Source organism: Pseudomonas sp. TH04 (assembly GCF_016651355.1).
GTDB lineage: Bacteria > Pseudomonadota > Gammaproteobacteria > Pseudomonadales > Pseudomonadaceae > Aquipseudomonas > Aquipseudomonas fluorescens.
The window spans coordinates 6,151,773-6,173,161 of record NZ_JAEKEA010000001.1; the positions used below are offsets into that span (position 1 = coordinate 6,151,773).

Genomic DNA, 21,389 nt, shown 5'->3' on the forward strand with positions numbered 1-21,389 from the left:
AACGTTACCGACCAAGGGGCCACGGCCATGACTGCAACGATCGAACACTACATCAACGATGAGCGCGTGAGCCGCGATGATCGCTATCAGGACGTCTACAACCCGGCCACCGGTGACGTGACCGCCCGCGTCGCCCTGGCCAGCCGCCAGACCGTGGGCGAAGCCGTCGCTGCCGCCCAGGCCGCGTTCGCCGGCTGGGCTGACACACCGCCGATCCGCCGTGCCCGCGTACTGTTCGAGTACCTGCACCTGTTGCGTGAACGCAAGGACGACCTGGCGCGCATCATTGTTGCCGAACACGGCAAGGTCTTCACCGACGCCCAGGGCGAGGTGGACCGTGGCATCGACATCCTTGAATTCGCCTGCGGCATTCCCAACCTGCTCAAGGGCGAACATTCCGACCAGGTGTCCCGTGGCATGGACAACTGGACCCTGCGCCAGCCCTTGGGGGTGGTGGCCGGCGTTACGCCGTTCAACTTCCCGGTGATGGTGCCGATGTGGATGTACCCGATCGCCATCGCGGCGGGTAACACCTTCATCCTCAAGCCAAGCCCGACTGACCCAAGTGCCTCGCTGTTCATGGCCGAGCTGCTGCGCGAAGCCGGCCTGCCCAAAGGTGTGTTCAACGTGGTGCAGGGCGACAAGGAGGCGGTGGACGCGCTGATCGAACACCCCGACGTCAGGGCCGTGAGCTTTGTCGGCTCCACGCCGATTGCGCAATACATCTACGAAACCGGCGCCCGCCACGGCAAGCGCGTCCAAGGCCTGGGCGGCGCCAAAAACCACATGGTGGTGATGCCCGACGCAGACATCGAAAAAACCGTCGACGCGCTGATGGGGGCCGCGTACGGCAGTGCCGGCGAACGTTGCATGGCCATCTCCGTAGCCGTGCTGGTCGGCGATGTGGGTGACAAAGTCATCGCCGCCCTGACCGAGCGCGCCAAGCAACTGCGCATCACCGACGGCCGCGACTTGAAGGCCGAGATGGGCCCGATCGTCTCGCGTGCTGCGCTGCAACGCATCAGCGGCTATATCGAACAAGGCGTGCAAGCCGGCGCGCAATTGCTGCTCGACGGGCGCGACTATGTGCCCAGCGAACCCGGCCTGCAGAATGGCTTCTGGCTCGGCGCCACCTTGTTCGACCACGTGACAAAAGACATGAGCATCTACCGCGAAGAAATCTTCGGCCCGGTGCTGGCCTGTGTGCGCGTGGATGACTTTGCCGAAGCGATCAAGCTGGTCAACGACCACGAATTCGGCAACGGCGTCAGCTGCTTTACCCGCGACGGCAACATCGCCCGCGAATTTGCACGGCGTATCGAAGTGGGCATGGTCGGCATCAACGTGCCGATCCCGGTGCCGATGGCCTGGCACGGCTTTGGCGGCTGGAAGAAGAGTTTGTTCGGCGACATGCATGCCTACGGCACTGAAGGCGTGCGCTTCTACACCAAGCAGAAGTCGATCATGCAGCGCTGGTCGGAGAGCATCGAGCAGGGCGCGGAGTTTGCGATGCCGGTGTCCAAATAACCCAAGAACGCTGTAGATCAACTGTGGGAGCGGGCTTGACCGAGTGTTGCCGTTGGATCAGCGCCAACGCCAAACCGGCAGCCGCCACCATCACTTCAGCCTGACGCTAAACCAACTGTGGGAGCGGGCTTGCTCGCGAATGCGGCGTATCAGTCAACATATGTAGCGACTGGCACCCTGCATTCGCGCGCAAGCCCGCTCCCACATTTTTTACCGCGTTTCAGGTTTCAGGCATTTGATCGAGCGATCCACCGTGGTCTTGGCCATCTCCAGCAAATGCCACACCGCCAGAATCTTCGCCCGCTCGGGGCTGGCCAGCATCTCACTGCAATTGAGCGTGGTGGCCGAAGCGCTGTCGAGCAAGCTGGCGGTGTAGAGCAGGGCATCTTCGAAGCTCAAGTCTTCGATTTGAACACCTTGGGTGGGCAGGTAATGGTCGATGGCGCGGTTGAACGCGGCACGCGCTTTGGCTGAGCTGAGGGGGGGATCGGGGACGGCTTTATTCATGGTGTAACTCCTCGTGTAAATAAGGAGCCAACACCTGTCGCGACTAAACGATGGGTGGCGGCTGTACGCAGGTTAGTCGACCGGCCACAAGGTAAATCCGGCGCACCCGAAGGTGCCCTGCGCACAGCCACCATAAAACTTCATGTGACCATGCGCCTTGTGCCATCCGAGCGACTAAACCCGATCACTGATGAGCAGTGACGGAGCGCAGACTAGCCATCGATTCCAACAGGCGCAAGGCGGCACGGATTGTCTAGGAAACGTCCTGCAATTAAAAGCGAAGCGCCTTGCTGGCCTTTTAAAAACCAGCAAAAAAGGCGATTTCCTACTCATTGGGTGTGATCGCGTGTTGACGACGTACTCAATGTCCAATACTGTATATAAACACAGTGTTTAAGCGCTGATCAGCCAACCTCGGCATCACCCGCCACGCCAAACACTGTGTGCAAGTTAACGGATTAACTTGAATGCGCGGGCTCGCACCGTCGAGCCGCTTTTTATGAAAGAGAGGGATCTCATGTCGTATCCAGAAAGCAAGCTCACCGGCTTGACCGGTTTCGCCCTTGCGGCAAAAGTCACCGGTGGCTGGGCGGGCCAGGTGGTCAGTATCACCACGCTGGACCAACTCAAAGCCAATATTGGCGACACCACCCCGCGGGTGCTGGTGATCAACAGCAATATCTCGGCGGCAAGCCTGACCAAAGTGAACATGGGGGCTAACAAGACCCTGATCGGCTCCTTCCAGAACCGCACGCTGGAGAACATCCACCTGCGTGCCACGGCGCAGTCGCAGAATATTATTCTGCAAAACATTATCTTCAAGCATTCGGCAAGTATTAAGGCCAATGACGATATCCAGGTGTACCTGAACTACGGCAGTCAATACTGGATCGACCATTGCTCTTTTGTCGGCCACAGCTGGTCCACCACGGACGGCAGTGAAGATAAACTGGTGTATATCGGTGAAAAGGCCGACTACGCGACCATCAGCAACTGCTTTTTTGGTAACCACAAGTACGGCTTGATCTTCGGCCACCCGGCCGATGACAACAACCCCGCGTTCAACGGTTACCCGCGCCTTACCCTGTGCCATAACCGCTTCGACAACATGGAAGTGCGCGCGCCGGGTTTGATGCGTTACGGTTATTTCCACGTATATAACAACTACGTGAACAACTTCCACTTGGGTTTTACCCTGGCGCAGAACGCCAATATCCTTTCTGAAAGTAATTACTTCGGCGAGGGCAGCCAGAATAACGGCATGTTGGACGATAAAGGCACTGGCACGTTCACCGACACCAACAGTGTGCCCGCCATCACCAACCAGAAGTCGCCTGATGCCAAGTGGACAGCGCGTTCCAACTATAACTACACCTTGAAAACCGCGGCTCAGGCCAAGGAATTCACGCAAAAGCACGCGGGCGCTCAGGCGGTAGCGCTGGTGTTTGGTAGTTGAGTAGCTCACTTTCTATTGATCAGGTTGTTCATGCGCAGTGCCACTGTTTTTATATCAAGGATATCAATACAGTGATGGCACTTGTGGCTTAAATAATTCTTCATGTTGTGATCGATAGGCGTACATGTTAAACCTTGTTTCGCACTTATTGAGCGCATAACCGCTCGCTCTTTTCAGCTGGCATCAAGTTGCCGGCTGTGAGTGTTATTTAATCTTCGCTTGTCACTAAAGCGTCAGTAAAAGGACATCATCATGAAACATGCGAATCACACACCCACGCGTTGGACTCGGGCCGATGCGCTTAAAGTTAATGAAAATGACCCGACGACCACACAGCCGTTAGTGAGTCCTGACTTTCCTGTCATGAGTGACACCGTGTTTATTTGGGACACCATGCCATTGCGTGAATTGGATGGCACGGTGGTATCGGTCGATGGTTGGTCGGTTATCTTCACCTTGACTGCAGACCGTCGCCCGCATGATCCACAATTTATCAACGCCGATGGCCGTTACGACATCAAGCGTGATTGGGAAGACCGCCACGGCCATGCGCGCATTTGCTACTGGTACTCACGCACCGGCAAGGACTGGGTCTTCGGCGGCCGCGTGATGGCCGAAGGGGTTTCGCCGACTACCCGTGAATGGGCAGGCACACCGATCCTGATCAACAACCACGGCGATATCGACCTGTATTACACCTGCGTAACCCCGGGGGCCACCATTGCCAAGGTCAGGGGCCGGGTGGTCACCTCCGACAGCGGCGTTACCCTTGAGGGCTTTACTGAAGTCAAACCGCTGTTCGAGGCCGACGGCACGTATTACCAGACCGAAGCGCAGAACGCGACGTGGAACTTTCGCGACCCCAGCCCGTTTATCGACCCCAACGACGGCAAGTTGTACATGGTGTTTGAAGGCAATGTCGCGGGTGAACGCGGCACTCACGCGGTGGGCCCGGATGAACTCGGTCTGGTGCCGCCTGGCCATGAAGATGTCGGCGGTGCGCGGTATCAGGTCGGTTGCATTGGCATCGCCGTGGCCAAGGACCTCAGCGGTGAAGAATGGGAAATCCTGCCGCCACTGGTGACGGCGGTTGGCGTGAACGATCAAACCGAACGCCCGCATTACGTGTTCCAGGACAACCAGTACTACCTGTTCACCATCAGTCATAAGTTCACCTACGCGGACGGCGTGACGGGGCCGGATGGCGTCTACGGTTTTGTGAGCGAGCATCTGTTTGGCCCCTATACGCCGATGAATGGCTCGGGGTTGGTGCTTGGCAACCCACCGTCGCAGCCGTTCCAGACGTATTCCCATTGCGTGATGCCCAATGGCCTGGTGACGTCGTTTATCGACAGCGTGCCCACCACCGGCGACGACTACCGCATCGGCGGCACTGAGGCGCCCACCGTGAGGATTGTATTGAAGGGTGACCGTTCGTTTGTGCAGGAGGCCTACGACTACGGTTACATCCCGCCAATGCGTGATGTAGTGCTGAGTTAATCGACCCGCCAATAAGAAGCCACTCATTCGAGTGGCTTTTTTATTGCGCTGAGTCAGCGCCGCCCGGCCCGGGTACTCACATCGACCCACACCGCCAGCACCAGAATGCTGCCTTTCACAATCATCTGCCAGTAACTGTCCACGTCCAGCATCGACATCCCATTGTCCAGGCTGGTAATCACCAACGCCCCAAGTAACGCGCCATACACCGTGCCGGAGCCGCCGCGCATGGAGGTGCCGCCGATAAAGCAGGCGGCGATGGCGTCGAGCTCGCCCATGTTGCCCGCCGAGGGCGAACCGGCGGCGAGGCGGGCGGTGTTGACCATGCCGGCGAGGGCGCACATCACGCCCATGATGCCGAAGATCCACAGCTTTACCGCCTGCACATTGATACCGGACAGGCGCGTGGCCTCCATGTTGCTGCCCACCGCATACACGCGGCGGCCGAACACGGTCTGGCTGGTGACGTAACTGAACACGCCGAGCAGCACCAGCAACAGCAGCACTGGCACCGGAATACCGTCGTAGCTGTTGAGGGTGGTGACGAAGCCCGCCAGCACGGCGCCGATCAGCGCCACGCGCAATAGGTCGCGCACCAGGGCGTGGGCGGCCAGGCCATGCAGCGCGCGGTTGCGCCGTTGTTTCCAGGTCAGGAACAGCGTCAAGGCAAAGAGCAACACGCCGAGCCCCACGCCGACGTTGTGCGGCAGATACCCTTGGCCCACATACACCAGCGACGGCGACACGGGCGCAATGGTGGTGCCGCCGGTGATGCCCAGCAGGATGCCGCGAAACGCCAGCATGCCGCCCAGGCCGACAATGAATGAGGGTATGCGCAGGTAGGCGGTCATGTAACCGTTGGCCAGGCCGATCATCAAGCCGCACAGCGCCACCAAGCTCAGGTTGGCCAGCAGCGGCAGGTGATAGACCACGTCCAGAATCGCCGCCAGGCCGCCCAACAACCCGAGCAACGAGCCCACCGACAAATCGATCTCGCCGCTGATGATCACCAGCACCATGCCGCACGCCAGAATCCCGGTGATGGACATCTGCCGCAGCAGGTTGGAGAGGTTGCGCGGCGTCACAAAGCCGCCGTCGGTCTGCCAGCTGAAAAACAGCCAGATGATCGCCACGGCAATCACCAGGGCGAGCATTTTGTAGCGGGTAAAAAGCTGTTTGACCTGATTCATCTACGCGGTCTTCCGAGGGTTATTGTGTTGGCTGAGCGCGGCGGCGAGCACCTGTTCCTGGGTCAGGCCCTGGTTGACGAAGTCACCGCGCAACTGACCTTCACCGATCACCAGCACGCGGTTGGACACGCCGAGCACTTCGGCCAGTTCCGAGGACACCATGATGATCGACACGCCCTCGGCAGCCAGTGCGCCCATCAGCTTGTAGATCTCATATTTGGCGCCTACGTCGACCCCGCGTGTCGGCTCATCGAGGATCAGTACACGCGGCTTGGCCATGAGCATTTTCGCCAGCACGGCCTTTTGCTGATTGCCGCCGGACAGGCTGGTGATCGGCAAGAACGGGCTGGCGGTCTTGAGGTGCATGCGCGCGATTTGCTGGTCGATGCTGCCCAGTTCGGCCTCGGCGTCGATGCGGGTCAGGTGTGCGTAGCGGTCGAGCACCGCCAGGGTGATGTTCTGGCCCACCCCGAAGTCGGGAATGATGCCTTGGCGCTTGCGGTCCTCGGGCACCATGCACAGCCCGGCGCGAATCGATTTGAGCGGCGTGCGCGTGTCGATCAGTTGGCCGTCCAGCCACACCTCGCAGGTATGGCGGCCGGGGTAGGCACCGAACAGTGCCGATACCAGCTCCGTGCGCCCGGCACCCACCAGCCCGGCAATGCCGAGGATTTCGCCGCGCTTGAGCACGAAGGAAATAGCGTCGACGCGCTTGCGCTTGGGGTTATCGACGTCATAGCAGGTGACGTTGCGCGCCTCGAAAATCACCTCGCCCACCTCGTGGGGCTCGGTGGGGTAGAGGTTGCTCATTTCGCGCCCGACCATTTGCGTGATGATCTGCGGGATATCCATATCGACCATGGCGGTGGTCGCAATGTGTTGACCATCGCGGATCACCGCGATGGTGTCGCACACCGCGGCGACTTCATCGAGCTTGTGGGAAATGTACACGCACGCCACGCCCTTGGCCTTGAGGCCTCGGATGATGTCGAGCAGTACCTCGATTTCCGAGCGGGTCAGGGCCGAGGAGGGCTCGTCGAGAATCAACAGGCGCGCCTGTTTGTTCAAGGCCTTGGCGATTTCCACCAGTTGCTGGTAGCCGCCGCCGTACTGTGAAACCGGCAGCGCCACGTTCATGTCCGGCACCTTGAGTTCGCGCATTAACGCTTCGGCGCGCTGCAGCATCGCCGGGTAGTTCATGCGCCCGCCGGGCAGGGTCAGTTCGTGGCCCATAAAGATGTTTTCGGCCACCGACAGGTCCGGCACCAGGGTCAGTTCCTGGTGGATAATGACGATGCCCGCGGCCTCGGTTTCGCTGATCGACTGGGCCTTGAGTGGCTGCCCGTCCCAGAGGATTTCACCGTCCCAGGTGCCATAGGGGTAAACCGCTGACAGCACCTTCATCAAGGTGGATTTGCCCGCACCGTTTTCACCGCACAGGCCGACACATTCCCCCGGCCTTACCTTGATATCGATGCCGTTCAGCGCCTTGACACCGCCAAAGGTTTTGACGATGCCGTTCATTTGCAGCAAGTAGTCGGCCATGGCGGTCACTGCCCGGCAATCTGCTCTTTGGTATAGAACCCGTCTTTCTCCAGCAGATCGATATTGGCCTTGGTCAACGGCGTAGGCGTGAGCAGGATGGTGTCGACCTTCTTGCTGCCGTTGTCGTATTGCGAGCTGTAGGTGGGTTTCTCATTGCGCGCCAGCTGCACCGAGAGTTTCGCCGCTTCCGAGGCAATCAGTTTCAGTGGCTTGTAAACGGTCATGGTCTGGGTGCCGTCGATCACGCGCTTGACGGCGGCGAGGTCGGCGTCCTGGCCGGAAATCGGCACTTTGCCCGCGAGTTTCTGCGCGGCCAGGGCCTGGATCGCGCCGCCGGCAGTCGCGTCGTTGGAGGCGACGATGGCGTCGATTTTGTTGTTGTTTCGGGTCAGGGCGTTTTCGACGATGCTCAAGGCTTCGGTGGGGTTCCATTCCTTGACCCACTGCTGGCCGACAACCTTGATGTCGCCCTTGTCGATGGCCGGTTGCAGCACTTTCATCTGGCCTTCGCGCAGCACCTTGGCGTTGTTGTCGGTGGGCGCGCCGCCGAGCAGGAAGTAGTTGCCTTTGGGCGCCGCTTGCAGCACGCCGTTGGCCTGCATCTCGCCGACTTTTTCGTTATCGAAGGAAATGTAGGCGTCGATATCGGCGTTGAGGATCAGGCGGTCATAGGACACCACCTTGATGCCGGCCTTCTTGGCTTCGGCGACGGCGTTGGTCAGCACGGTGGCGTTGAACGGCACGATAACGATCACATCGACGCCTCGGGAGATGAGGTTTTCGATCTGCGAGATTTGCTTCTGTTCATTGGCATCCGCCGACTGTACGAAGACCTTGGCGTCGAGTTTTTCGGCGGCGGCGACGAAGTAATCACGGTCACGTGACCAGCGTTCCAGGCGCAAGTCGTCAATCGAGAAGCCGATTTTGGGATGGGCGGAATCGGCCATTACCGGCAGGGCGAGCAGGGCCAGGGCAGTGGCGAGCAGGGTACGTTTGAATGCTTTCATGGTGGTGCGTCCTTTTATTGTTGTTGGAAAGACACAGCGTGATGCGGGTAGAACTGTAGAGCGTCTCTCGACGCCCTGGGCACAGATTTGTCGTGCAAATGTCACCGATAGATAAACCGGTTGACCACACCTTCGAGCATCTCCTGACGGCCACTCACAGCCTGCGGGTTCAGCTCATGGGCAAACGCGTGCTCGGCCAACGATGCCAGGCTGAACTCGCCGGCCAAGACCGCCTGGCCCAGTGGCTGGTTCCAACCGGCATAACGCTGGTCCTTGAACTGCTGCAGCCGGTCGTTCTGCACCATCGCCGCTGCGCGCTCCAGCGCCAGCGCCAGCACGTCCATAGCGGCGACGTGGCCGTGGAACAGGTCGACATCGTCCAGGCTCTGGCGGCGTACTTTGGAATCGAAATTGTAGCCGCCGTTCTTGAACCCACCGGCCTTGAGGATTTCATAGGTGGCCAGGGTCATCTCTTCGACACTGTTGGGGAACTGGTCGGTGTCCCAGCCGTTCTGCGGGTCGCCACGGTTGGCGTCGATACTGCCGAAAATCCCCAGGGACACGGCGGTGGCAATTTCATGGTGAAAACTGTGCCCGGCCAGGGTCGCGTGGTTGGCCTCGATATTCACTTTGATCTCGTGTTCCAGGCCGTACTCGTGCAGGAAACCGAACACCGTGGCGCTGTCGTAATCGTATTGGTGTTTGGTCGGCTCCTGGGGCTTGGGCTCAATCAACAGGTCGCCTTTGAAACCGATCTTGTGCTTGTGCTCCACCACCATGCGCATAAAGCGTCCGAGCTGTTCGCGCTCGCGTTTCAGGTCCGTGTTCAGCAGGGTTTCGTAGCCCTCGCGGCCGCCCCACAGCACATAGTTGGCACCCTTGAGCCGCAGCGTGGCGTTCATCGCGCTGAACACCTGCGCGGCGGCGTAGGCAAACACCTCCGGGTCCGGGTTGCTGGCCGCGCCGGCGGCAAAGCGCGGGTTGCTGAAGCAGTTGGCGGTGCCCCACAGCAATTGGATGCCGGTCTGTTCCTGGTGGCGCTCCAGGTGGTCGACCATTTGCGCAAAATGGTTGCGGTATTCCTTGAGCGAGCTGCCTTCGGGGGCGACGTCCGTGTCGTGGAAGCTGTAGTAATCAATGCCCAGTTTGGAGAAAAACTCGAACGCCGCTTCCGCCTTGCCGATGGCCAGTTCCAGCGGGTCGCCGCTGCGCTGCCAGGGGCGCTTGAAGGTGCCTACGCCAAACATATCCGCGCCCGGCCACACAAAGGTGTGCCAATAGCAGGCGGCCATGCGCAGGTGCTCGCGCATGGGTTTGCCGAGGATGATTTTGTTGGCGTCATAGTGGCGAAAGGCGAGGGCAGCGTCGCTGTCGGGGCCTTCGAAGCGAACCTTCTCGACACCGGGGAAGTACGGCATGGTGATTTCCTTATTGTTCTTGGCGGTGACTCGATACTAGCAACGGCATCGGGCCTGCCGATTATGAAAATCACCAAGGTGTGGTGCGATTTTGAGTAGAGAGGTCTAGGCTGTGACGACCGGCTTTAAGGATAAAAACAATGAAAACCCTTCCGCCTGTTCACCGCATTGCCCTGCTGTTCAATGGCAGCAAGATTTACGACCGCGGCATCATTACCGGCATCGGTAATTACCTGAGCAGCACGCGCGTGTCGTGGGATCTGTTCCTTGAGGAGGACTTTTTGTGTCGCCTCAAAGGCATCGAACGCTGGCAGGGCGACGGCATCATTGCCGACTTCGACGACCCGCTGATCGGCGAGGCGCTGGCCGACATCAAGCTCCCCGTGGTGGCCGTGGGCGGCTCCTATCAGGATGCGCGCGCTTACCCCACGGGCATTCCCTATGTCGCCACTGACAACCATGCGTTGATGCGGATGGCGTACGAGCATTTGATCGAGGCCGGCTTGAGCCGCTTCGCCTGCTTCAGCCTGCCGCAAGCCCAGGCCAATCGCTGGGCCCAGGAACGCGAGAATGCCTTCCGCAGCTTGTTGCAACGTGATGGCCTGCACGTCGAGGTCTATCGCGGCCTGGGCACCAGCGCGCCGTTGTGGGACAGCGCCGTGGAGCAACAGATTGCCTGGCTGCACAGTTTGCCCAAGCCCATCGGCATCATCGCCGTCACCGACGCCCGTGCGCGGCAACTGCTGCAAGCCTGCCTCACCGCCGGCATCGCGGTGCCGGAACAAGTGGCGTTGATTGGCATCGACAATGACCCGCTGACCCGCACGCTGACGCGGGTGCCGTTGAGCTCAGTCATCCAGGGCACCGAGACCATGGGCCGCACTGCGGCCGCGCTGCTGCACCAGATGCTGCACGGCAAACCCTGCGCGGGCACGCAGATTCTGGTGCCACCGGATGCGATCAATGTGCAGGCGTCCAGCTTGCATCAACCGTTGGGCAACCCGTACGTGATGCAGGCGCTGTTGTTCATCCGCCAATACGCCTGCCAGGGCATCAAGACCGCCCAGGTGGCGGCCTATGTCGGTGTGTCGCGCTCCTCCCTCGAATCACACTTTCGCAAGGCGCGTGGCTGCAGCGTGCACGATGAGATCCTGCGCTTCAAACTCGCGGCCGCCGCCAAGGGCCTGGAAAATCAGACCCTGGCGATTGCCGAGGTGGCGACACGGTGTGGCTTTAAATCGGCGCAGTACCTGCACACCGTGTTTCGGCGGGAGTTTGGCTGTACGCCGCGTGAGTACCAGCATGGCGCAATTACACCGTAGAACAACTGTGGGAGCTGGCTAAGATCGTTCCCACGTGCCACGTGGGAATGCATCCCGTGACGCGCCGCGTCACACTTGCGCAGGTGGCGGGACGCGGAGCGCCACATGAGGCATTCCCACGCAGAGCGTGGGAACGATCCTGGAACACCTGGCGCTGATAAGATCGTTCCCACGTTCCACGTGGGAATGCATCCCGTGACGCTCCGCGTCACACTTGCGCAGGTGGCGGGACGCGGAGCGTCCCATGAGGCATTCCCATGCAGAGCGTGGGAACGATCCTCAACAGGGTTGACCGTGTTCGGGCCTTTAGAATAAGGCTTTGACCTGCAAACCCAGCACCAGCGCGTTATCGATGTTCTCACCGGAAAACGCCCCCGGCTCGATGATGTATTGCACATCCGGGCGCAACGTCAGCCACGGCGTGGCCTGGTAGCCGTAACTGAGTTCGATCAGCTGCTCGGCGTTGTTCAGGTTCGGGTACTCCGTGCCCGCGTTGAACGCGGCCAACGCCTGCACATCGCGGCTGCGCGGGTTCGGCACCGCACGGCCATAACCCAGGGCAACGGTGTCGCGCGGGCGGCCTTCAAACGGTTTGTACAGCACCACGCCTGCGCCATACCACTTGCTGAACGGCGAGGCGGCTTCGCTGGCGGCCGAGTATTGGCCGAAGGCATGCAGCGCGCGACCGGCCGATGAGCGGGAGGCCCACACCGCCTGGTCAATCAGCAGGTAGTGGCCGCCGCGACCGCTCACGGTGTTGTTGCTGCCGATGCGTTTGACGTCGGAGCTGTCGTAGTAGTAACCCAGCTTGTATTCACCCGGCAGCGAGCCCGCATGTTTGTAGACCAGCTCGATCGGTACCACCGTGCCGGTGGTGCGTTTGGGGTCCAGGCGCCAGGCGCGGCTGGAGTTGCCGTTACTGTCCGGGTCGACATTGAACGCCGCCACGCGCAGTTGCCAGTTTGGCGAAAAGTCGTATTTCACCCGCGCACCCAGGCGCGCATTCGGGTAGTTGGTCCAGCCGCTGCCACCCGACATGTTCAGCGGGTGGCCGCAGAAACCGGCGTTCATGAAGTTGCACAAAATGCCGCTGTCGAGGCCGCCGAGGTCATTGCCCATCGCCATGTAACCGAGCTTGATGTTCAGCGCGGGGGTGAACAGTGTGCGTTCGTAGCTCAATTCGGTGAGACGGGTGTAGAGGCCACCGTAGTTTTCCTGGATCGGCAGGCGGTTGCCCACCAGGTCTTCGGAGGCGCTGTTGCCGCGCCGGTCGTTGATGGTCAGCTGGATGCGGTCGCCGTTGGTCAAGCCGTAGAGCTTGCCCAGGTCCAATTGCACACCCAGCTTGATGTTTTGTGAGTAGCGCGCCGCACGGTGCAGGCCGCCGTCGGCGTTATAGGCGGTCTCGCCGCTGTAGTCGCCGGTGAAGCGGATGCCTTGCGCGTCGAGTTCACGGCGCAGGCCGCCCCAGTCGCCGGTCAGGGTGGTGTCGTCGGCTTGAGCGGGCAGGGCGGCAGCAAAGGCCAAGCCCAGCACCAGGCGCCCAATCGGTCGTTGAGAAGTGGAGGTCATGCAGGATTTTCCAAACGGCATGTGTAGTCGCAACGCGCGGTGCGGGAGCACCGCGCGAACAGAGGGTGGTTACGGCAGGGCGTAGGCGATCACGTAGTCGCCACGGTCAGTGGACTGGCGTGCGCCGCCGGCAGTGATGACGATGTATTGCTTACCGGTTTTCGGCGAAACGTAGGTCATCGGGCCGCCCTGGCTGCCGACGGGCAGGCGGGCTTTCCACACTTCATCACCGTTGCCGCTGTTGAAGGCGCGCAGGTAGAAGTCCTGGGTGCCGGCGATAAAGATCAGGCCGCCCTGAGTCGACAGTGTACCGCCGAGGGTCGGCAGGCCAACCTTGATCGGCAGGTGCATGCGGATACCCAGTGGGCCGGTGTCTTCAACGGTGCCGACCGGCACTTGCCAGGCGATCTGCTGGGTCTTCATGTCGATGGCGGTCAGGGTGCCGAACGGCGGCGCCTGGCACGGAATGCCGGCCACCGACAGGAAGCGGTTTTTGTTCACCGCGTAAGGCGTGCCCTTGAGCGGCACGGCGCCCATGCCGGTGTTCAGGGCTTCGCCACCGGACGCGGCCTGGGCCTTGTTCTGCGACGGGATCATCTGGATCCACAGGCCCAGGCGCATGTCGTTGACGAAGATAAAGCCGTGCACCGGGTCGGTGGAGATGCTGCCCCAGTTCATGCCGCCCAGGGAGCCCGGAAAGCTCAGCGATTTATCCGTGCCCGGCGCGGTGTACAGGCCGTCGTAGCGCATGCCTTTGAAGTCGATACGGCACAGCAACTGGTCGTACGGCGTGGCGCCCCACATGTCCGATTCGCGCAGCGTCTGTGCGCCGATCTGCGGCATGCCGACCGATTTTGGCTGGGTCAGCGAGTAAGGCTCATTGGGGATGTTCGCGGCCTTGACCGGGACTTCCTTGACGTCGGTCAGCGGCTTGCCGGTGGCGCGGTCGAGCACATAAATCTGCCCGGCCTTGGTGCCGATCACCACGGCCGGCACAGGCTTGTTGCTGCCCGGTGGGGTGAAGTCGATCAGGCTCGGCTGCATCGGCAGGTCGAAGTCCCACAGGTCATTGTGGACAGTCTGGTACACCCACTTTTCTGCGCCGGTGGAGGCGTCCAGGGCCAGTACCGAGGCGCCGTACTTGTGGTTGAGCTGGGTGCGTTCCACGCCATAGATGTCGGTGGAGGAGCTGCCCATTGGCAGGAACACCGTGTTCATCAGCGGGTCGTAAGACATCGGCGCCCAGCTGTTCGGTGTGCTGCGCACATAGGTACTGCCGGCCGCTGGGGCCTGCTTGTCTTCGGGGTTGCCTGGGTCGAAGGCCCAGCGCATTTGCCCGCTGATCACGTCGAAACCACGGATCACGCCGCCCGGCATGTCGGTTTGCACGTTATCGGCGACACGCCCGCCGACCACCACGGTGGTGCCGGCGATCAACGGTGCCGAGGACAGTTGGTAGTAGCTGTCCGGTACCGCGCCCAGGCCGGCTTTCAGGTCCACTTGGCCGTGGGAACCGAAGTCTTCGCAGAATTTACCGGTGTCGGCATCCACGGCGATCAGGCGTGCATCGATGGTGTTGGTCAGCAAACGGCGCTGGCATTGCGCACCGGCCGGGACGCTGGCGGCAATGATCGGCGAGCTGTTCGGTTGGGTCGGCTGGGCGATCGGCGCGGTGGCATCGAAATAGGCCATGCCACGGCAACGCTGCCATACCGCCGACTTGGCGTTGACCTCGTTCTTCCACAGCTCTTTGCCGGTATCGGCGTCCAGCGCGATCAGGTTGTTATGCGGTGTGCAGATGAACACCTTGTTGCCGATCTGCAGGGGCGTCAGTTGGTCTTCGGCACCGTTGCCGTCGCTGATGGCCACGTCGCCGGTGTGGTAGGTCCACGCCACCTTGAGCTTATTGACGGTGTCGCGGTTGATCTGGTCCAGCGCCGCAAAACGGCTGCCGCCTTCGGTATTGCCGTAGTGCGCCCAATCTTTTTGCGCGTCAGCTGCGGCGACCGGCGTGATGCCAGGGCCGGCGCCGGTTGGGGCGACGCTTGGGTGAGCGACGAACATATTGCCCGCCGCAACCGCCACGCCGACGGCCATCACGGCAGCGATGCCATACGCACCGCGTGCAGGCCGGCCAACCAGCAGCGGATACATCAGCGCCACCACCAGGCCGATCACCGCAAACATGAACAGCCGCGAGAACAGCGGCCAGAACACCAGCCCCACATCCGCCACCGCCCATACGGCCGTGCCGACCAAGAAGGCTGCGAATAGCCACGCGCCGGCCGGTTTGCGCTGCGCAATCATCAGGCCGGACACCGCCATGGCCACGCCACCGACGAGGAAGTACCAGGAACCGCCCAGGCTGACCAGCTTGGCGCCGCCAACGGCCAGGGCCACGCCGAGCAAGGCGATGACCACGCCCAGGCCCAGCAGGAGATATCGTGAGGCGCCAGTGGCGCGGGATGCTCGTTTCATGTCGACAGGACTCAACGGTGAGTGACTAAGGGTCGAATGTTAGCAAGATAAGTAACTGGTTAGTACATTCTGTCCTGTAATAGTCTTTTACAGGCTTGAGGGGGATCGGCGGTCTGCGGCGTCATGCCGCAGCCGCCTCGCTGGAACGCAGCCAGGCCGGTCATGTGCGCGGGCGGCGGGCTGACCTCATTCGGTCGGTGTGCAGGGCGCCTGCGGGGGGAGGGATGCGCCAGGCATCGAGCAACCGTCACTCGTGAGGCGACGCCTTAAAGGACAGTCGCCATGCCTGTTAAACCAACGCGCCATACGGCAATAGTCACGCGCTCATCGGCATCGCGACGCTGCGCTTTGCCTGTGGCGATTGCCGTGGCCCACTTTTCTAGAACTTGAAGCGCCCCACCAACCCTTTGAGCTGACCGGAAATGTCGGTCAAGCGGCCCGAGCCGGTCTGTGCCGAGTGGGCAAAGCCTTCCACCAACTGAGCATCGGCATGGATCTGCGCGATGTGCCGGTTGATTTCTTCGGCCACCTGATGCTGCTCTTCAGCGGCCGTGGCGATCTGGGTGTTCTGATCGCGAATCGAGTCCACCGAGCCACGGATCTTGTCGAAGCTGTCGCGGGCTTGCTGGATGCGCTCCACGCTGGTGTGCGACACCAGCAGGCTCCCCTGCATCTGCTGGGTGACTTCCTGAGTGCGGCGGGCGAGGTTGCCCAGCAGGCTGTCGATCTCGCCGGTGGAGTCGGCGGTGCGCCGGGCCAGGGCGCGCACCTCGTCGGCGACCACCGCAAAGCCACGGCCCTGGTCCCCGGCGCGTGCCGCCTCGATCGCTGCGTTGAGCGCGAGCAGGTTGGTCTGTTCGGCGATTGAGCGAATGGTGTCGAGGATGGTGTTGATGTTCTTGCTGTCCTGCTCCAGCAACTGCATGGTCTGGGTCGAGCGCTGCAGGTCTTCGCTCAGCTTGAGCACGCTGCCGGTGGCTTCACCGATGTGCTGCTGGCCGTCGTGCACGTCGCGGTAGCCTTCGTCGGCACTCGACGCGGCGGCGCTGCACGAGCGTGCGACTTCGTTGGCGGTGGCCACCATTTCATTGAAGGCGGTGCTCACCAGCTCCACGGCTTCGCGCTGGCGACCGGCCGCCTGGTTCATGTTGTTGGCCACTTCGCTGGTGTCGGCGGCAGCGGCTTGCAAGTCGGTTGAGGCACTGCCGATACGCTGCACCAGCTGGGCGATCATGCCCAGGAACTGGTTGAACCAGCCCGCCAGGCTGGCGGTTTCGTCCTTGCCCTGGACCTTGAGTTGGCGGGTCAGGTCGCCTTCCCCTTCGGCAATCTCTTGCAGGCCATCGGCGACCCCGCGAATCGGCCGCACGATGACCCGGGCGAAGCTGGCGCCGACAATTGCGAAGATCACCGCCAACACCGCAGCAATCGCCGCGATCAGCCAGGTGAGGCTGGAAGCTTGCGCCATCACTTCATCGCGTTTGATCAGGCCGATAAAGCGCCAGCCCAAATCTTTGGAACTGACCACGTTGGCCATGTAGGCCACGCCGTCGATGTCGATCTGGGTCACGCCGTCGCCGCGCTTGGCCAGCTCGGCGTAGTTGGCGCCCAGGTCCGCCAGGGGCTTGAAGTTGTGCTTGGCATCGCTGGGGTCCACCAGCACGTTGCCGTTGGCTTCCACCAGCATCAGGTAGCCGCTGTCACCCAGCTTGATGTTGCGCACCAGCTCGGTGAGTTGCTTGAGCGACACGTCCAGGCCGACCACACCGAGAATCGCGCCGCTGGCATCGGCAACCGTGTGCACGGTGCCGATCAGCGTCACATCGTCCGGCGCCCAGTAGTAGGCCCCGGTGCGCACGGTTTTGCCCGGTGCGGCGACGGCGGCCTGGTACCAAGGGCGCACACGCGGGTCGTAGTTGCTCAGTTTGGTGTCATCAGGCCAACTGGCGTAGCCGCCGTCCTTCAAGCCCAGGGACAAGTAGGCGGTGCTCGGGTGGCTCTTGGCGAACTGGTCGAAAATCGCCAACAGTTCTTGGTTGGTCGGCGTCAGCGGGATTTGCGCGGCGTCGGCGCCGGCGTAACGCTTCAGGTCTTTGGCCGCGACAACGCGCGGGTCCTTGGCCACGTACTCGACGTTCTGGCTGATGCCGTCGAAAAACTGCTTCATGCCATTGTCGATCTGGCGGATCTCACGGCCACTGCTGTCGAGGAAATTGGCCAGGGCCCCCTCGCGCAGGTTCAACACGACGAGCACGGCGACCAGGATAACCGGCACGCACGCGACAGCGGCAAATGCCCAGGTCAGCTTTTGCTTGATATTCATGACTTCTCCCGCGGGTATTTATAGTTTTGGCAAGGGGGAACGGTGCACGTCGCATGTGTTTTTAAGGAAGGAAGCGGCCCATGCTTACCCCGGTATATCGACCGGGGCAGCGGGCACTTGAGGGCTTAAACGCTGGGAAGACAGGTGGTCAACCGATACGGTCGCCACCCAGGGCATCACGCTGCATCGACTGCAGGTTTTTCTCGATGGTTTCGCAGATGGTTTCCATCTGGATCTGGTGTTCGCTGGAGCGGAACGGGCTTTGCAGGTCGGTGCCAATGCGCTCGATTGCCAGCAGCATAAAGCCCACCACCGTCGACGCCAGCGGGGTAAACCAACCCAGGGACTCCACCAGGCCCACCGGCACGATCAGGCAGAACAGCGAAATAAACAGCCGTGGAAAGTACACGTAGGGGTAGGGCAGCGGCGTGTTGGCGATACGCTCCATGCCGCCCTGGGCGTTGGACAGGTCCACCAGCGTCGACTCCAGGCGTGCCAGGCGAATGCTGTCCAGGTGCCCCGCCTTGTACTCCTTGGCCAGCAATGCCGCCGAGCCGGTGAGGATGTCATTGGCAAAGTTGTTGGTGGCGCCGTTGCGCGCGAACTCTGCGGCCGGGATAAACGCGCGCACTTCATCAGGGCACGGCTTGCCCCTGAGGTGCGCCGCCAGGCAATTCACATACGCCACATGGCGGCGTAGCAGGGTGGCTTTGATCGGGTTAACGTCGCCGTCCGCATCATCCAGCAGGGTCAGCACCTGGCGCGCGAAGCTACGTGAGTTATTCACCATGGCGCCCCACAGCGTGCGCGCTTCCCACCAGCGGTTATAGGCGCTGCTGTTACGAAAACTGATCAGCACCACCAGCGCCGAACCCAGCAGGGTAAGGGGCATCAGCGGCAAAGTGATCTTGGTGGTCAGGAACAGCATGAAGTCCACCGTGACGGCGACATCCCACAACAAGAGCCAGAACAGGGACCAGCCCACATAGCCCATGGTCTTGATGACCAAACGGTACTTTTTGATGATGGCGGCTTTCAAATGTGAACCTCGCGGCGGGCGGTAAGCAACAGTGCTTAAGCTCGGACGTCGGTTTGTGGAGAAAGGTTCGTGCTGGGCCTGAATCGTTTAAGTTACCTGAGACTCTGTTTCAAACATTCACTGACAGCCGGGTCGGCCAGGCGCACATTGCGAAGCGACGACGGGGTTGATTGTTACACAGCAAAAAAACCGCCGATTCGCATAGATCAGGCTTCCAGATAATCCATCACCTTTTAAACGCTGTCACTTTTGATAAAGGGCAAATATGCGCATATGCATTTAATTGTTTGCGCTAATGCATATTCACACCTAGGGTTACCTCGAGCCAGATCGGTACGCGCCCTCGAATACGGGCATCCCGGAACGTCGATAGCTCAGCAACACCGCTGCACCTTTACACGCTGGACGCGTGTGTTCATTCATGGAGGATTGAAAAATGTTAACCCCTGAAACAACCCGGTTCACCGGCGATACACAGCCCAACTGCCTGGTCGGCCATCTGCTCGACCCGCAATTGGTCGAGGTAGACGCGGCTCATCAGCTCAAAGCAATGGCCGCCGCCGGCCTGAATTTCAGCATGCAGAAACAAACCCAGACCAACTGGTGTTGGGCGGCGGTTTCCGCGTCGGTCGGTCACTACTACGGCACCGGGTCCTGGACCCAATGCGGCGTGGCCAGCAACGCGCTGGACCGCAACTGCTGCAACCAGCCGGGACCGTGCAACGTCTACGGCTATCTGGACGCCGCTTTGCGGATCACGCGCAGTTACAACGGCATGAATCAAGGCTCGCTGCAGATGTCGGCCATCCAGAAGCAGCTCAACATGGGCCGCCCCATCGGTTTGCGTTGCGCCTGGTACGGTGGCGGTGCGCACTTTCTGGTGATCTATGGCACCAACGGCAATTACCTGTTGATCGCCGACTCGATCTACGGCTATTCGACCCGTGCCTTGAACGCGTTCCCCGGTTCGTACAACGGCGGCGGCAATTGGACCAACACGTACTTCACCGTAAAGAACTGAGGAGGGCTGCATCATGCAACTGACTTATCCAAAGGCGCCTTCCAACGGCGTACAGGTACTGCGTCCAGCGCTGCAAGCTGCGCTGCACACCCAGGGCTTCGGCATCAATCGCCAATTCGCGGCCGCTGTGCCGGGCCAAATCAGGCTGAGCGAAGGCTATCGTGGCTACTCGCTCAGCCTGGAGGACCTGAGCCTCGGTAAAGGCCTGAAAGACGCTAAGGTCGGTGATTGGCATTACCTGGTGTTTGCCGATGGCGCGACGATTGCCGACGCGCAATTGGCCGACGTACGCGGGCACGTCGAGTTCGCGTCGCTCAACCATGGGACGCTGGCAGCGGCGACCGTGGAGGCGCTGAAACTGGCGGAACAGTCGGCGCAATTGCAGGGTAAAACCGTGGAACTGCGCGTGTTATTCATCTCGGCACTGCACGTTGTGGCCATCTGGCTGCACGCCGACGGCGAACAGGTGCTGATCCCGATTGAGCCGACGCCCAAGGACCTGGCGATCACGCAGTTGTACAGTGAGGCGGCGCTGCTTGCGTTGCTCAAGCCGGCGGCTGAACAGGCCCGTCAGCGCTTCGCTGCAGACACCCGTGGCGAGTTGGGCAGTTGATAACAGCCTGAGGTAAACAAGCCCGGACAGTGTCCGGGCTTGTTTTTCGAAGCGAGTCAGCGATGCGGGCGCCATGAAGCGTTACTGCGAATGTCGTCGGCCCATGGCCGGCGCCTCGAACTGCGCCCTGAGCGTAGACGATGCACTTACAACGGGGTCAGCACATTCATCACCGTGTCCAGCGCCACGCGGGTGTCATCCAGTTGCACCAGTGAGGCGTGCCGGGCGCCGAGCGCGTCGCGATTCTGGATGGCGGTGAGGATGGCCTTGTGGCGGGGCAGGCTGAGGCCCTGGATGTCCGGGCGGCGGTTGGTGATGTTGATCGACTCGCGCAGCGGCAGCGAGAGCATGTTGCACATGTAGGCGAGCAAGTCGTTGCGGGTCCCGTCGGCAATCGCCCGGTGAAAGTCCAGGTCGGCTTGCAACAGCTCGTCGTGGGTCTTTGCGGTCTCCATGCCCACGTAGGCTTTTTCGATGGTGGCGATGTCTGCGTCGGTGGCGGTGGTCGCGGCCATGGCGGCGATTTCCGGTTCGAGAATGCGCCGCACACCGGCCAGGGTGTTGAAGAACTCACTGTGGGGCGTGGACTGCATCAGCCAGGACAACACGTCCGGGTCGAGCAGGTGCCATTTCAAGCGTGGCCGCACCACCGCGCCCACCCGTGGCTTGGAATACACCAGGCCCTTGGCGCTGAGCACCCGCGTCGCCTCGCGCAACACCGAGCGGCTGACCTTGTACTCCTCGCAGAGCGTGGCCTCCATGGGCAGGCGTTCTTCAGGTTTGAAGCGGCCGGAAACGATGTGCATGCCCAAGTCCTGAACGATCTGGGCATGCATGCTCTTGCGCGGCTTGGGCGGCTGGTGATCCATAA

Annotated in this window: 15 protein-coding genes and 2 pseudogenes; 6 read left to right on the top strand and 11 right to left on the bottom strand. The window is 61.2% G+C overall.

The annotated features are described in order from the left end of the window. Positions 1 to 27: 27 nt before the first annotated feature. On the top strand, positions 28 to 1,527 hold the full coding sequence (locus JFT85_RS27835; protein WP_078828494.1) for a CoA-acylating methylmalonate-semialdehyde dehydrogenase: 1,500 nt from the start codon (positions 28 to 30) through the stop codon (positions 1,525 to 1,527). A gap of 210 nt (positions 1,528 to 1,737) precedes the next feature. Here JFT85_RS27835 and JFT85_RS27840 read toward each other — a convergent pair whose 3' ends face one another. Then, positions 1,738 to 2,034: a DUF6124 family protein gene (locus JFT85_RS27840; protein ID WP_053256690.1), complete on the bottom strand. Its 297-nt coding sequence runs from the start codon at positions 2,032 to 2,034 to the stop codon at positions 1,738 to 1,740. Positions 2,035 to 2,551: 517 nt separating this feature from the next. On the opposite strand from JFT85_RS27840, the gene JFT85_RS27845 reads away from it, so the two are divergent. Next, positions 2,552 to 3,490 (top strand): pectate lyase family protein, encoded by a 939-nt coding sequence (locus JFT85_RS27845; RefSeq protein WP_053256689.1) that lies wholly within the window; start codon positions 2,552 to 2,554, stop codon positions 3,488 to 3,490. 252 nt (positions 3,491 to 3,742) lie between these two features. Further along, positions 3,743 to 4,990, top strand: a complete 1,248-nt coding sequence (locus tag JFT85_RS27850) for a glycoside hydrolase family 68 protein (protein WP_053256688.1) — start codon at positions 3,743 to 3,745, stop codon at positions 4,988 to 4,990. Between the two features lie 53 nt (positions 4,991 to 5,043). Here JFT85_RS27850 and JFT85_RS27855 read toward each other — a convergent pair whose 3' ends face one another. The 4 genes from JFT85_RS27855 to xylA form a co-directional block, all read right to left on the bottom strand. Next, positions 5,044 to 6,180, bottom strand: coding sequence for a sugar ABC transporter permease (locus JFT85_RS27855; protein WP_053256687.1), 1,137 nt, complete (start codon positions 6,178 to 6,180; stop codon positions 5,044 to 5,046). After that, complete coding sequence (gene xylG, locus JFT85_RS27860; protein WP_176152417.1) at positions 6,181 to 7,725, bottom strand: D-xylose ABC transporter ATP-binding protein; 1,545 nt, start codon at positions 7,723 to 7,725, stop codon at positions 6,181 to 6,183. Positions 7,726 to 7,730: 5 nt separating this feature from the next. Continuing rightward, on the bottom strand, positions 7,731 to 8,732 hold the full coding sequence (xylF, locus tag JFT85_RS27865) for a D-xylose ABC transporter substrate-binding protein (protein ID WP_053256685.1): 1,002 nt from the start codon (positions 8,730 to 8,732) through the stop codon (positions 7,731 to 7,733). Between the two features lie 101 nt (positions 8,733 to 8,833). After that, positions 8,834 to 10,150: a xylose isomerase gene (xylA, locus tag JFT85_RS27870; protein WP_069552749.1), complete on the bottom strand. Its 1,317-nt coding sequence runs from the start codon at positions 10,148 to 10,150 to the stop codon at positions 8,834 to 8,836. Positions 10,151 to 10,290: 140 nt separating this feature from the next. On the opposite strand from xylA, the gene JFT85_RS27875 reads away from it, so the two are divergent. Then, positions 10,291 to 11,472, top strand: a complete 1,182-nt coding sequence (locus JFT85_RS27875; protein WP_069552750.1) for a XylR family transcriptional regulator — start codon at positions 10,291 to 10,293, stop codon at positions 11,470 to 11,472. 306 nt (positions 11,473 to 11,778) lie between these two features. Here the strand turns inward: JFT85_RS27875 and JFT85_RS27880 are convergent, their stop codons facing one another. The 5 genes and pseudogenes from JFT85_RS27880 to JFT85_RS27895 all read right to left on the bottom strand — a co-directional run bounded on the left by JFT85_RS27880 (position 11,779) and on the right by JFT85_RS27895 (position 18,884). Further along, entirely contained in the window at positions 11,779 to 13,044 is a 1,266-nt protein-coding gene (locus JFT85_RS27880) for a carbohydrate porin (RefSeq protein ID WP_201230789.1), read from the bottom strand. Positions 13,045 to 13,113: 69 nt separating this feature from the next. Then, positions 13,114 to 15,522 carry a glucose/quinate/shikimate family membrane-bound PQQ-dependent dehydrogenase gene (locus JFT85_RS27885; RefSeq protein WP_201230791.1) on the bottom strand — a complete coding sequence of 803 codons (2,409 nt, stop codon included), beginning with the start codon at positions 15,520 to 15,522 and terminating at the stop codon, positions 13,114 to 13,116. A 379-nt stretch (positions 15,523 to 15,901) separates the two neighbouring features. Continuing rightward, positions 15,902 to 16,438: pseudogene (locus JFT85_RS28835) on the bottom strand (methyl-accepting chemotaxis protein); the annotation flags it as partial. Between the two features lie 324 nt (positions 16,439 to 16,762). Beyond that, a pseudogene (locus tag JFT85_RS28840) lies at positions 16,763 to 17,845 on the bottom strand (HAMP domain-containing protein); the annotation flags it as partial. A 148-nt stretch (positions 17,846 to 17,993) separates the two neighbouring features. Then, complete coding sequence (locus JFT85_RS27895; protein WP_053256679.1) at positions 17,994 to 18,884, bottom strand: bestrophin family protein; 891 nt, start codon at positions 18,882 to 18,884, stop codon at positions 17,994 to 17,996. Between the two features lie 436 nt (positions 18,885 to 19,320). Here JFT85_RS27895 and JFT85_RS27900 point away from each other — a divergent pair, with 436 nt between their 5' ends. Together JFT85_RS27900 and JFT85_RS27905 are read left to right on the top strand one after the other, a co-directional pair. After that, the gene (locus JFT85_RS27900) at positions 19,321 to 19,905 is read left to right on the top strand and encodes a papain-like cysteine protease family protein (protein WP_201230800.1); all 585 of its coding nucleotides are present in this window, start codon (positions 19,321 to 19,323) and stop codon (positions 19,903 to 19,905) included. 13 nt (positions 19,906 to 19,918) lie between these two features. Further along, positions 19,919 to 20,518 carry a hypothetical protein gene (locus JFT85_RS27905; protein WP_201230802.1) on the top strand — a complete coding sequence of 200 codons (600 nt, stop codon included), beginning with the start codon at positions 19,919 to 19,921 and terminating at the stop codon, positions 20,516 to 20,518. Positions 20,519 to 20,664: 146 nt separating this feature from the next. Here the strand turns inward: JFT85_RS27905 and JFT85_RS27910 are convergent, their stop codons facing one another. Then, positions 20,665 to 21,387 carry a FadR/GntR family transcriptional regulator gene (locus tag JFT85_RS27910; protein ID WP_201230803.1) on the bottom strand — a complete coding sequence of 241 codons (723 nt, stop codon included), beginning with the start codon at positions 21,385 to 21,387 and terminating at the stop codon, positions 20,665 to 20,667. Between the last annotated feature and the right edge of the window lie 2 nt (positions 21,388 to 21,389).

Excerpts from the sequence above, each read along its gene's own strand:
- JFT85_RS27910 (WP_201230803.1), bottom strand. The coding sequence starts at position 21,387 with ATGGATCACCAGCCGCCCAAGCCGCGCAAGAGCATGCATGCCCAGATC.
- JFT85_RS27900 (WP_201230800.1), top strand. The coding sequence starts at position 19,321 with ATGTTAACCCCTGAAACAACCCGGTTCACCGGCGATACACAGCCCAAC.
- JFT85_RS27880 (WP_201230789.1), bottom strand. The coding sequence starts at position 13,044 with ATGACCTCCACTTCTCAACGACCGATTGGGCGCCTGGTGCTGGGCTTG.
- xylA (WP_069552749.1), bottom strand. The coding sequence starts at position 10,150 with ATGCCGTACTTCCCCGGTGTCGAGAAGGTTCGCTTCGAAGGCCCCGAC.
- JFT85_RS27845 (WP_053256689.1), top strand. The coding sequence starts at position 2,552 with ATGTCGTATCCAGAAAGCAAGCTCACCGGCTTGACCGGTTTCGCCCTT.
- JFT85_RS27840 (WP_053256690.1), bottom strand. The coding sequence starts at position 2,034 with ATGAATAAAGCCGTCCCCGATCCCCCCCTCAGCTCAGCCAAAGCGCGT.
- JFT85_RS27855 (WP_053256687.1), bottom strand. The coding sequence starts at position 6,180 with ATGAATCAGGTCAAACAGCTTTTTACCCGCTACAAAATGCTCGCCCTG.
- JFT85_RS27885 (WP_201230791.1), bottom strand. The coding sequence starts at position 15,522 with ATGAAACGAGCATCCCGCGCCACTGGCGCCTCACGATATCTCCTGCTG.
- JFT85_RS27905 (WP_201230802.1), top strand. The coding sequence starts at position 19,919 with ATGCAACTGACTTATCCAAAGGCGCCTTCCAACGGCGTACAGGTACTG.
- xylF (WP_053256685.1), bottom strand. The coding sequence starts at position 8,732 with ATGAAAGCATTCAAACGTACCCTGCTCGCCACTGCCCTGGCCCTGCTC.
- JFT85_RS27850 (WP_053256688.1), top strand. The coding sequence starts at position 3,743 with ATGAAACATGCGAATCACACACCCACGCGTTGGACTCGGGCCGATGCG.
- JFT85_RS27875 (WP_069552750.1), top strand. The coding sequence starts at position 10,291 with ATGAAAACCCTTCCGCCTGTTCACCGCATTGCCCTGCTGTTCAATGGC.
- xylG (WP_176152417.1), bottom strand. The coding sequence starts at position 7,725 with ATGGCCGACTACTTGCTGCAAATGAACGGCATCGTCAAAACCTTTGGC.
- JFT85_RS27835 (WP_078828494.1), top strand. The coding sequence starts at position 28 with ATGACTGCAACGATCGAACACTACATCAACGATGAGCGCGTGAGCCGC.